The sequence below is a fragment of the Aliagarivorans marinus DSM 23064 genome (assembly GCF_000429485.1).
GTDB classification, from domain to species: domain Bacteria; phylum Pseudomonadota; class Gammaproteobacteria; order Enterobacterales; family Celerinatantimonadaceae; genus Aliagarivorans; species Aliagarivorans marinus.
The window spans coordinates 1-12,377 of record NZ_AUBY01000021.1; the positions used below are offsets into that span (position 1 = coordinate 1).

The following is a 12,377-nucleotide window of genomic DNA, read 5'->3' on the forward strand; positions in this document are numbered from 1 at the left end:
CTCAGCTTTGGCGGAACCTTTACAATCAAGTGTACGTGGTCACTTTGGACGCTGAGCTCGACGACCTCACATCCCAACTGAGCACAGTAAACTTGAATACACCGATAGACTTCTTTCCCTACATTATTTCTCAATATCCTAAATCGGTACTTGGGCGTCCAAACTATGTGATATTGACACCGCCAAAATACGTGTGATGCTTGCTTGTATCTGCTCATGTTATTTGTCCTTTTGACTTCGCTAAAAATCAAAGGCGCATTTAGCATGAGCGGGTCTTCAGGCAAAGCCTCACCGGATAATAACCACCTACTGAAGTAGGTGGTTTAGGGCCGAAAACGAAAAAGGCCGCAGCTGCGGCCTTTGTTGTATCTAGACGATAGCGAAATGCTTAGGCGGCAGCGCCCGGAATGACAAACAGCGCCACCGACAGGCATTGCAACACCGCGCCCGCCAGTACAAACACATGCCAGATGGCATGGCTATAGGCTCGCCCCTTGGCGGCGTAGAACAGCGCACCGATGCTGTAGCAAACACCGCCTAACACCAGCAGGCTAAAGCCACCCGCTGGCAGCGCTTTATAAAGCTGCGGCACCATCAATACCGACGCCCAGCCCATCCCTAAGTAGGTGAGCAATGACAGGCGCTTGAAGCGGTGGACAAACAAGATCTTAAATATCACCCCCACCAGCGCCAAGGCCCAAATAAACACCAGCATCAAGCTGCTGAGGCCACCTTCCAGGCTAATCGATAAGAACGGGGTATAGCTGCCTGCAATTAGCAAATAGATGGCGCAATGATCGACGCGCTTAAGTACCGCTTTAGTCGGTATGTGGTAGATAGCGTGATACAGGGTGGATGCAATAAACATCAGAATGAGTGTGGCCCCATACACACTGATAGCAGCAATGCCGGCGCCGCTGAGTACTGGAATCCCCTTCACCAGCATCAGCACCAATGCCACAATCGCGGCGGCGATGCCCAATCCATGGGTCACGCTATTGGCGATCTCCTCGCCAAGAGAATAGTGTTTGTCGGACATGTCAGAAGGCCTCGTAGCTGAACGCTAAGCCTAGCAGCTCGCTTGGCCATGGACAACAGTTCAGCGTACACTTGTAAGCTTAAAATGAAATATCCAATTTAGCGGCCATGCTACACTGTCGCCAAGTGTACTCAGCAGTAAGCGCAATGACCGTAAGCCCGCCGAATCAAGGCTTTATCCTCTCAGCCAGTAGCTTTGACCAGCAAGGACAGAGCCTGATTCAATTGTGGCTGGCCACCGATGCCGGCCCGGTAAAGCTCGAGGTCAGTGGCGAGCAAGCCGTGTTCTTTATCGAACAATCTCAGCTAGATAGGGCCCAGCAGCTACTCGGCGATCTACTGGCGCGCAGTGCTAACTTGCCACTTAAAGACTTTCAGCAGCAGCCTCTAGCAGCGCTGTATTTTCACTCCTTAGCCGCCCACAAAGCGGCCCAGCTTAGCCTGCAGCAAGCCGGGATCACCTGCCTTGAAGGCGATGTAAAGCTGCATGAACGCTTTCTCTATGAACGTTTTTGTTATGGCAGCCTGCTGTTTCAGGGCCAACAGCGTCAACAACGTGGTTACACCCAGATCAACCAGGCCAAAGTCAAAGCCGGTGACTATCAACCTCAGCTACGGGCGCTGTCGCTGGATTTAGAGTGCAGCCGCCACGGCGAGCTCTACTCGGCCGGACTGCATGGGCGGGGCATTGCCAAGGTGGTGATGATCGGTCAGCCGCAGCCGAGTGAGTGCGAGATCCGCTGGGTCAGTGATGAGCGTCGGTTGCTACTGGCGCTGTGTGAAGAGGTCCAACGCTTCGATCCCGACCTTATCATCGGCTGGAATGTGCTGAACTTCGATATCCGCCTACTGGCCAAACGGGCCGAGCGGATGGGTATCGACTTACCGCTAGGCCGCGATGGCAGCAAGCTGCGCTGGCGGGAACGCGAGCAAGGGCAGGGCGGCTTTGCCACCCTCGCCGGGCGCGTGGTGGTCGACGGTATCGATGCGCTCAAAAATGCCAGCTACCACTTCGACAGCTTCAGCCTAGAGTTCGTCGCCAACCAGCTACTGGGGCGCGGTAAGCTGGTGGATGATGTGGAGGATCGGCTCGGCGAGATTGAGCACAACTTTAAGCATGACAAGCCTCAGCTGGCCAAGTACAACCTCGAAGACTGCAAGCTAGTCACCGAGATCTTCGAGCACACCCATCTGCAGCAGTTTCTGGTGTTACGCAGCCAGCTCACCGGGCTGTTATTAGACCGTAACGGTGGCAGCGTAGCCGCCTTCACCAACCTTTATCTGCCCAAGCTGCATCGCGCCGGTTATATTGCGCCCAACCTACGCGGCGACTTTGTTGCCGATAGCCCCGGCGGCTATGTGATGGACTCGCGCCCCGGCCTGTATCGCCATGTGTTGGTGCTCGATTTTAAAAGCCTTTATCCCTCGATTATTCGCACCTTTAAGGTCGACCCGCTGGGATTGATCGAGGGATTACTGAAACAGGATGATGCCATTGAAGGCTTCCGTGGTGGCTTTTTTAGTCGCGAGCGACACTTCCTTCCGGGCATTATTGAAACCCTTTGGAAACAGCGCGATCAGGCAAAGAAAGAACAAGACCAAGCTCGCTCCCATGCCATCAAGATCCTGATGAACAGCTTTTATGGGGTGCTAGGTTCCACCGGTTGCCGCTTCCACGACCCGCGGCTGGCCAGCTCAATCACCATGCGCGGTCACCAACTGATGCGTGACACCGCCAGCTGGATTGAGCAGCAGGGCTACCAAGTCATCTACGGCGACACCGACTCTACCTTTGTGTGGCTAGAGGGGGATTTGGATAACCAGCAAGCCCAAGCGATTGGCAGCGAGCTTGCCGTAGGCATCAACCACTACTGGCAGCAGCGGATTCAGCAAGAGTTCTCCCTAGAGAGCCAGCTGGAGATCGAGTTTGAAACCCACTTTAGTGACTTTCTGATGCCCACCATTCGCGGCAGCGAAACCGGCTCGAAGAAACGCTATGCCGGGCGCACCGCCAAAGGAGAGCTGGTGATCAAAGGCTTGGAAACGGTACGCTCTGACTGGACGGCACTGGCCAAGCACTTTCAAACCGTGCTGCTCGAGAAAGTATTCTCCGGCGATGACCCCAGCGAGTTTATCCGTGAGAGTATTCAGCAGCTGCAAGCAGGCGAGTTGGACGAGCAGCTTATCTACCACAAACGGCTACGCCGCCGCTTGAGTGAGTATCAAAAGAACGTGCCCCCTCAGGTGCGGGCAGCCCGGATCGCCGATGAGCACAATCGCAAGCTAGGTAAGCCGCTGCAGTATCAACACAAAGGGCGGATTGCCTATCTGATTACGCTAAGCGGCCCGGAACCGCTGGAGTATCGCCAGTCGCAAATCGACTATCAACACTATATCGATAAGCAACTCAAGCCGATTGCCGATGCCATCTTGCCATTTATTGGTAAGGACTTTGAGCAGCTAAGCTCGGCGCAGATTGGCTTGTTCTAGCGCCATTAAAAAAGGGCCCGAAGGCCCTTGTTGGCAGCTCACAAACACTTAGGATTGGTAGCGGCGCTCTATCTGTGGATTGGCCACGTAGATCTGCACCGAGCGCGGTGCAAGGGTGATCTGCGCGTCCTCCAGACACGGCGCATTGGCAAAGTCGTGGATATCTTCCGGTGGCTTAGCGGCGGTATCCACCAGCTTAAACCAGTGACCATCGATCTTCGGTACCTCAAACTCCAGCGCTTCCCAGAAGGCATTGAACACCACATACATCCGATCGTTGCTGTAGGGGTCGAGATAGGTGAGAGCGATGCTGTGGCTATGCTCCGACCAATCCGGATCGCCCGGTTTCACGCCGTGCCATTCGATATTGGCGTCGTGCACCACCTCCGACAGGCTGGTGTGGATCTTCTCTTCCAGCACGTCGTCGAAGCGACGCAGCTTGATAAGTTCGCGAACAAATCGCAGCAAATCGCCGTTTTTCTCCACCAAGCTCCAATCAAACCAACTTAGTTCGTTGTCTTGGCAGTAGGCATTGTTGTTGCCTTTTTGGGTGCGTTTCACCTCATCGCCCATGGTAATCATTGGGGTACCCAGTGAGGTGAGCAGGGTGGTGAAGAAGTTCTTCATCTGCTGCTCACGCAACTGTACGATGCGGGTGTCTAAGGTTGGCCCCTCGGCGCCATGGTTGTAGGAGAGGTTGTGATTATCGCCGTCGCGATTGTTCTCGCCGTTGTCCAGATTGTGCTTGTCGTTGTAGCTCACCAAGTCGTTCATGGTGAAGCCATCATGGGCAGTAATCAGGTTGATCGAGCGGTGTGGTGAGTGGTGCTGCTTGTAATAGATATCCGGGCTGCCCAGCAGACGAGAGGCGAAGTTACCGACCACGCCATTATCGCCACGGAAGAAGGCACGAACATCGTCGCGGAAGCGGCCATTCCACTCGTTCCAACGATCGCCGACAAACTGACCGACCTGATAGAGGCCGGTGGCATCCCAGGCCTCAGCGATGATCTTGGTGCCAGCGATTGCCGGATCGGAATCGATGGACCATAACAGCGGCGGCTCCTGCATCACATTGCCCTTGGAGTCGCGGCTAAGCACCGAGGCTAAATCAAAGCGGAAGCCGTCTACGTGCATATCGTTCACCCAGAAGCGCAACGCATCACGGATCATCCGGCGCATAATCGAGTGGTTGGTGTTACAGGTGTTACCACAGCCAGAATAGTTGCTGTACCAGCTACGTTCACTCTCGAGGATGTAGTAGGTATCGTTCTGTAGCCCCTTCATGCCCAAGGTTGGGCCGGTATGGCCGCCTTCTGCTGTGTGGTTAAACACCACATCAAGGATCACCTCAATACCCGCTTTGTGTAGCTCACGCACCATCTCGCGGAACTCGTCGAACGCACCGGTCACGCTCTTATCAGAGCTGTAGGCAACGTGCGGCGCAAAAAAACCAATCGGACTATAGCCCCAGTAGTTTGGGCGACCCGATGGCGCATCTTGCACGTCAAACTGCTGTACCGGCATCAGCTCAACGGCGGTTACGCCTAACTCTTGTAGATAAGGGATTTTTTCGATTACCCCAGCGTAGGTGCCGCGCTTACTCGGTGCTACCCCTGAGTTGGGGTGCTTGGTAAAGCCCGCTACGTGCATCTCATAGATAACCGTATCTTGCAGCGAACGTTTAATGGGGCGAGTGCCTTGCCAGTCAAAACCACGTAAGTCGACAACCGCCGATTTCAGGCATTGGTCCTGATTATCATGGCCATGACGCGCGGCAATTTGGCGCATGTAGTTATCCGGGGTGTGGATCATATGCGCATAGGGGTCGATCAGGATCTTGCTTGGGTCGAAGCGCAAGCCTCTCTCTGGCGCCCATGGGCCGTCGACGCGGAAGCCATAGAGCGCTCCCGGGTGCAGGTCCTCGATAAAGATGTGCCAATAGTGGTCAGTACGGTTGGCTACAGGACATAGCGGAAACTCAGCCGAAGGTCGTTTTGAGTTGATTTCGTCGAACAGCACCAAGGTTACCGACGTGGCGCTTTTCGAGTAGAGGCTGAAGTTAACACCGCTACCTTGATAAGAAGCTCCTAAAGGAAAGGAGCTACCAGATTGCGTTGTAAAGGTCATATTCTGCTTATTGTTGGATTAACCAGACGCCCCTTTCCCGTGGGCGCCATAACCGAGTTATGAGTGTAACAGCATCCACCACAGTGATAGCAGAAATATGACGAAAATCGCAGCTAAGTGACTGTTAACAAGAAACTTAAAAGCGAGCGGAGACAACATGACTACGTGCCGAAGCGCTGCGTTTGCGGCGCACTCCCATACAGCCGGTTTGATTCAACAGTGGCAGCTCATCGGGTAATACGATGCTCAATAGTTGATCGAATTTGGCTTTATCGGCGATGACGTTGGCGACGGTGTGACTTTGTTTGTTGCGGAACATGCTGTAACTCCTAAAAATACCTATTTAGGAGTAAGCAAGGCCAATGCCAGACCAAATGGTAAAACTTAAATCACTGTTATTAAACGACTTTATCTTTATACAGCACGGGGTTGGCGTACATCGCGAGTAATTGCTCTACTGCCTCTGCACTAAGAGTGCTCGCCTTTGCCTCAAAATAGCGCTGAGCATGATCGACATCGCGAGGGCTCAGCGAAGCCTGCTCGCTGCGACCTGCCGCCACCCAGTTGGTCGGCATCAGCTGGTAGTTACCGATGATCGCCCGGTCTAGCTCTTCTGCCACTTGCTTGGCCGAGTGATATTCGCCCTGCAACGCCGGGGAGAAGTGCAGATGAACCCGCCCTTTATGGCCAGTAATGCCACGCGAGATACTCAGGATATCCTCGTGTTCTTGCTTGGCGTAATGGCCTTGCTGCTGGGCAACCAGCTCATTAGCCTTGGCTTCATCGCAGGGGTCAAACTCGTAGGAAATCGATACCGGCACGATGTTTAGCTGCTTGATGAACTCGCTAAAGGGCTGAGACTTGGACCTGTTCAGACTCAACATGGAGATAAGTGCCGCGTTGGTCAGATCCACCCCATCCTTAGCCCGCCCCTCACGCTGGGCAATCCAGATATGGTCGCCCAACTCAGTGATCGCATGATGGATATAGGCCGAGAGCTCGCGAGAGTTTTTCAGCTTGTCGCGTTTAGTCGATGCGCTGCGCTTGACGATAAAGCTACGATTCAAGCGCATCAAATCTGACACCCAAGGCTTGGTGAGCAGGTTGTCGCCAATCGCGATCTGCACTGTATCTTGCCCGCTGTGATGCAGAATATAGCTAACAAAAGCGGGATCGAGAGCGATGTCCCGGTGGTTGGAGATAAACAAATGAGGCTGGCTAAGATCGAGGGAATCCAAACCACTGGAGCTGAGTTCTGAGGTGGTGGTCTTGATCATGTGGTCCATGTAAGACTCTACCTCGAGCTGAAACTGGTAGACGGAATCGACGTTGCGCAGACGCCAGCGCAGGTAGGCTTTCAAACCGATGGCCAACAGCGACTTGCGCCAACCGCTTAGCTTGGGATAGCGAAAGCCGATCAGGGTATGAAGAAGTTCTGGTGTGTTCACCAGACGCTCTAGCGTGGGTTTTACCTCAGCATCTTGATACGGCCGGATACTGGAAAAATCTGACATGTCATCCCTCTTCTTCAATCTGAGCGCAATTTAGCCCATGGCCACAGTAATCTCAATCGCTTTAGGGTTTTTCGGCAACTGTTAAGACCTGTTATGCTAGCGCCTTGTGTGACAAGCCAAACAGCCCACTAGACGACTCTACAACCAAATTAATGCAACATCACCAGCAGATAACCGCAGCGCCCATCGCGCAGTTGATCATCAGTAAATCGGCCCCCATGCTGGTGGGAGTCTTCGCGATCCTGCTGTTTAATCTGGTGGACAGCTACTTTATCGCCAAGCTCGGTACCGAAGCCTTGGCCGCCCTCAGCTTTACTCTGCCAGTCAGCTTTTTGTTTACCAGCCTGGCCACCGGCATTGGCAATGGCTTGGCAGCGAATCTAGGCCGCTTGCTGGGCGCTCGCCAGCAACACGTCGCCAGCCAACTGACTCGCCATAGCCTGCTGTTTAGTGTGCTGGTGTGCGTTGGGCTATCGGCATTGGGCACCGCGTTGATCCACCCAATGTTTCTCTATCTTGGAGCAGAGCTGAGCGTCATCAGTTACATCGAGCGCTATATGACCATCTGGTATTGGGCGATCCCGATGCTGGTGTGCGCAATGGTCGCGAGCGCGGCGCTGCGCGCCAGCGGTGATAGCTGGCGCCCATGCCTGCTGATGCTGATCGCCGGCGGCGTGAACGGTGTACTCGACCCGATTCTGATTTTTGGTGTAGGCCCAATCCCGGCAATGGGCATAGAAGGCGCCGCTATTGCCAGCGCCATTGCCTGGCTACTCACCTTTGTTGCCTCAATCTATCTGTTGCAGAATAAAAGCGCGCTGCTCAGCGCTGGCGGCAGGGCCGTGTTTTCCGGCATTCGCACGTCATGGCGCTCGCTATTAAGCATTGCCGCGCCTGCAACCCTTTCCCAGCTGTTTGCCCCACTGGCGAACACGCTGGCATTGGCCATGCTCGCCAAGCTCGGCACCGCCACCGTGGCCGCCTATGGACTGGCGACGCGGATCGAAGCCTTATTGCTGATCGGCATTATGGCCTTGAACTCGGTCGTCCCAATGTTGGTGGGGCAGAACATTGGAGCTGGGCAGCCACAAAGGGCGCGCGAGGTGGTCCATAAGGTGATCCGGATGGGTTTGCTATGGCAGCTGCTACTGGCTTGCCTGATCTACCCGATAGCCCCGATGCTTAGCCGTTGGATTAGTAGTGACCCACTGGTGATGGAACTCACCAGCTTTTACCTGCGCTTACTGCCTTTCTGCTACCCGATGATTGCCTTGGTGCTAATTCTGGTACAAGCGCTCAACGCCATGGCCAAGCCCATCTACGCCATGCTGTTAAATGCCGCGCGTTTGCTGCTGATCTTTGTGCCTGCGATCTACCTAAGCGTCGATAGCTTTAACCCCAAGCTGGTATTTGTCGCGATGACCGCGGCCCATACCTTGGCTGGGTTGCTAAGTGGTTTGCTACTGGTATTGATGATGAAGAAGCAGCGTTGGTGGGCGCTTTAAGCGCCGCGCAAAAAGAAAGAGGCAGCACCTAAGTGCTGCCTCTTGATGAGTTATATGCTCGCTCCAAAGCCTACGTGCTCCTTGCTTCCTTCAACTCTGGTTATCCTAACCTTCCTGTTCCCGAGTCCTTCGAGGCTTCCTTTTAGCTATCCTAGCTAAGCAGAGTTCCTTACTGCCGCTCATCTCCTTCCTGGAGGGGTCCCTTCTTCACAAGTGAAGTGTTCCTAATCCTTGTCACATTCCTGTTTGCCGACATCCTTGCTGGCAGATTCTTCGCTCATCCCGAGCTCTATTCCATTGTTGTGTTTGCACTGTGTGTTACCGCAGTGACTTCCGTCCCTTTATGTTGCTAATTCTACGAAAGACCCGAGATTAAACTAGTGGGCCAGAAACCAGTGAAAGATATAGCGAATAAATTTTTGGTAAAGAGATAACCTAACGCGTTGTTTTATATAGGTTTACCACCAAGCGGGTAGAATCATTAAACGCCATTTCTCACAACCTTGTAGGAAATATCTTACAGGTCGATCGGTCTTTTACAGTTTTTAGCTTCAAGATAGATCTAAAGATTGGGATTTAATGCTGCTTAAGCGTAAATATTCAGCAAGTTTATGATTTTGGGTGTAGGCGGTCGTAATGGGGAGGCGCTTTAGGAAGCAGAAAAAGTTGAGGCGGCACCTAAGTGCCGCCTCGTTTAGTCATATCGCTCGGTCCGTGAACGTGTATTGCTCCCTGCAATCCCTTCTGACTGTTTTTCTACATCCTGTAGATTCCACTTCCCAAATCCTTTGGGCTGTCCTTTAGCCTTCATGGCATAACCGGTATTCCTTACCAGTTGCACGTCTCCTTCCTAGGAGGTGTCCCTTACCACGTCCTGTGGTTGTCCTTTTGGCTCCTGCCACGTTAGTCATCCTGTCTAACGTCATTGCCTCCGTGCAGGATTAATATTACGACTTTTGCTCACCGGATGAATACGTCTGATGCGAAAAAGTTAATAGATAAAAAAGTTTTAACAATAAAAAAACAATCTAAGCCATTGTAAACATGAGATTTTAGAAAAACGTCTCTATTTTAGACACTAGAATCACCTACACGCCTTGTGAGATATCTCTTACAAGCTTGATGTAGGATCTAGCAATATCTGCGATTAGCGCCCCTAATCACGAGCAAACACATTGAGCATTTTTCACCCCGACTTGAGCGTTAACTGCGGGAATAAGCTGACAGATGGGCGTATAAGCGGTGACAACGACATATATAACCAAGCAGGCGTGGCATAAAAAAGCGACTCTCTCGATGCCGCCCCATCACGTCCTATGGATATCAGTGATATCCCTTCAGCTCAGTCTTATCAAACATCCTTGTTCGCCATACACGCATCCTTGCCCTAGGGATGTTACTTCAACATACCGCGTTGTATAGCCACACTTAGCCAGGTGCTGCTTTGTGTACAGTCCATAACTGTGGCACTAGCGCTCAAACTATTGAAAGGTAGGGTTTCTATTGATTGCTATCGGCGCGATGACATACATCGCCTACATAACAATGTTGGGATTTATTACAACTAAGCGCTAGATACTATGCATTGAACGTAGCAAGGGATTCACTGGTCAGCAGATAAAGAAAAGGCGACACAATAATGTGTCGCCTCGTAGTCAAATCGTTCTTAGTTCCTTGAACGTGAGTGCTCCATGCAATCCCTTTTGACTTATCACTACATCCTGTAGTTTCCATTTCCCAATTCCATTGGGCTGTCCTTTAGCCTTCCTAGCATAACCGGCTATCCAAGCCCGTTGCACAACTCCTTCCTGGGAGGTGTCCTTACCACGTCCTGTGGTGCGTCCTTTTAGCTCCTGCCGCGTCAGCTATCCTCGCTAACGTCAGTGCCTCCTTGCAGAACTAAATTTACGGATTTTCTGCTTAGCACTACAGGTACTAAAGTGGATTATTTTGCTTATGCACGCTCAGTATTTAAGCAAGCTTGCTCTAAGATGCTGTTTTTAAATGAATTAATTAAAGTTATACCTAACGGTAAAACGCGATAACCCACACAAGTGTGAGATATATCTCACACTTGGCTGAGCTTACTCTCCCATCCGAGTCGTGCCCAAACGGGGTAGAGAAAGGTGATAGCGAATGGCCACCAAGCGAATAATCAGCGCGGTGAATACACAAAGCCCGGTCACCAAGGTCAAGTTAAAGCCCAATTGCACGGCAATCGCCCAGACAATGCCACCAGCGATGCAGGCTGTTGCATAGATCTCACGCTGCAATACCAGTGGCACCTGATTGGCCAGCACATCGCGGATCATCCCGCCACCACAGGCGGTCACCACGCCCATCATAACCGCAACGATCATCGACGAGTCCACCAGCAGGGTTTTGTTGGCGCCGATGGCAACAAACACCGCCATACCGATGGCATCGGCCACTGGCAGCATCCACTTGGGTGGCGTAGGGAAGTTATTCAGCAGCGCGATACTCGCCAAGCTGGTAATCACAATCACCCACAGGTAGATGCCTTGGTCTACCCAAAACACCGGCGTAAGCCCCAGCGCCATATCGCGGATAGTACCGCCTCCAATCGCGGTTACCGTCGCAAGAACCAAAGCACCAAACAAATCCATTCGTCGTTTACTCGCGACCAACACTCCTGAGATCGCAAATACAGCTGTACCAAAAATATCTAAAATAACGATGGCTTGATTGACCACTTTCGCCCCCTTTTAATAAGTCGGCGCAATTAGACACTAGCCCTTCACCAAGAGCAACCAAGAGATGGTCTAAGACAGCAAATAACCGGGGAGGAGCTGCGCCAAGCTGGCTTGGCGCAAGGGGCGTTAATCGTAGATGGTAGGGATAGGCTGACGTTTGTGTTGGGTACGCTGATAGATCGCAATTAGCTTGTCTTCAACCTCTTGCGATACCTCTTTACCCTCCAAGAAATCATCAATTTCTTGGTAGCTTAGCCCCAGCGCCACTTCATCGGGCAGCTGCGGACGATCTTCTTCTAAATCTGCGGTGGGCGCTTTACCGATCAGCTTCTCTGGGGCCCCCAGATGAGCAGCCAACTGACGAACCTGACGCTTGCTCAATCCAAACAGCGGCGCTAAATCACAAGCGCCGTCGCCGTGCTTGGTATAAAAGCCAGTGATATTCTCAGCGCTGTGGTCGGTACCAATCACCAATCCATTGGTGAGGCCAGCAATCTCATACTGGGCAATCATCCGCATGCGCGCCTTCACATTGCCTTTGTGGAAATCAACGCTCGCTGCCTCGGGCAAACTAAGTCCAGCAGCTTCAAGGCTGGCACAAGCGCTCTGATGGATACCGTCAGCGCCGCTTTGAATATTGGTGGTCACGGTGTGGGTGGGCTGAATAAAGCCCAACGCCAGCTGCGCGTCCGCTTCGTCTTTTTGCTCTGCGTAAGGCAGGCGCATGGCGATAAACTGATAGTGCTTCTCAGATTGCGCTTGGTTTAGCTGGTCAACGGCAAGCTGCGCTAAGCGGCCGGTGGTGGTCGAATCCACGCCGCCGCTGATCCCAAGTACCAGGCTGGTCATCCCTGATTGCTGTAAACATCGCTTAATAAAGGCTACTCGACGCTCAACCTCAAAAGCGGGGTCGATAGTGGGTAACACCTTCATCTCAGCTAATATGGCCTGTTTCATGACTTCTACCCTGAAAAAGAATTAACAAA

At 52.5% G+C, this 12,377-nt stretch carries 9 protein-coding genes; 2 read left to right on the forward strand and 7 right to left on the reverse strand.

The window, feature by feature from the left end:
* Both tnpA and trhA read right to left on the reverse strand, forming a co-directional pair.
* Positions 1-218: IS200/IS605 family transposase (gene tnpA, locus G461_RS25860; protein ID WP_157360275.1), on the reverse strand; the 218-nt coding region annotated here is incomplete at its 3' end.
* A 170-nt stretch (positions 219-388) separates the two neighbouring features.
* Positions 389-1,039, reverse strand: coding sequence for a PAQR family membrane homeostasis protein TrhA (trhA, locus tag G461_RS0109955; protein ID WP_026971737.1), 651 nt, complete (start codon positions 1,037-1,039; stop codon positions 389-391).
* A 146-nt stretch (positions 1,040-1,185) separates the two neighbouring features.
* Here trhA and G461_RS0109960 point away from each other — a divergent pair, with 146 nt between their 5' ends.
* The gene (locus G461_RS0109960; RefSeq protein WP_026971738.1) at positions 1,186-3,528 is read left to right on the forward strand and encodes a DNA polymerase II; all 2,343 of its coding nucleotides are present in this window, start codon (positions 1,186-1,188) and stop codon (positions 3,526-3,528) included.
* A 48-nt stretch (positions 3,529-3,576) separates the two neighbouring features.
* Here the strand turns inward: G461_RS0109960 and glgX are convergent, their stop codons facing one another.
* The 3 genes from glgX to G461_RS0109975 form a co-directional block, all read right to left on the reverse strand.
* Positions 3,577-5,658, reverse strand: coding sequence for a glycogen debranching protein GlgX (glgX, locus tag G461_RS0109965; RefSeq protein ID WP_026971739.1), 2,082 nt, complete (start codon positions 5,656-5,658; stop codon positions 3,577-3,579).
* A 136-nt stretch (positions 5,659-5,794) separates the two neighbouring features.
* Positions 5,795-5,977, reverse strand: coding sequence for a hypothetical protein (locus G461_RS0109970; RefSeq protein ID WP_026960379.1), 183 nt, complete (start codon positions 5,975-5,977; stop codon positions 5,795-5,797).
* A gap of 79 nt (positions 5,978-6,056) precedes the next feature.
* Entirely contained in the window at positions 6,057-7,172 is a 1,116-nt protein-coding gene (locus tag G461_RS0109975; protein WP_026971740.1) for a 1-acyl-sn-glycerol-3-phosphate acyltransferase, read from the reverse strand.
* Positions 7,173-7,324: 152 nt separating this feature from the next.
* Between G461_RS0109975 and G461_RS23885 the strand changes: the two genes are divergently transcribed.
* The gene (locus tag G461_RS23885; RefSeq protein WP_051333491.1) at positions 7,325-8,677 is read left to right on the forward strand and encodes an MATE family efflux transporter; all 1,353 of its coding nucleotides are present in this window, start codon (positions 7,325-7,327) and stop codon (positions 8,675-8,677) included.
* Positions 8,678-10,761: 2,084 nt separating this feature from the next.
* On the opposite strand, the gene G461_RS0109995 is transcribed toward G461_RS23885, so the two are convergent.
* Positions 10,762-11,391, reverse strand: a complete 630-nt coding sequence (locus tag G461_RS0109995) for a trimeric intracellular cation channel family protein (RefSeq protein WP_026971741.1) — start codon at positions 11,389-11,391, stop codon at positions 10,762-10,764.
* 126 nt (positions 11,392-11,517) lie between these two features.
* Positions 11,518-12,348, reverse strand: coding sequence for an ammonia-dependent NAD(+) synthetase (nadE, locus tag G461_RS0110000; protein ID WP_026971742.1), 831 nt, complete (start codon positions 12,346-12,348; stop codon positions 11,518-11,520).
* Positions 12,349-12,377 lie beyond the last annotated feature (29 nt).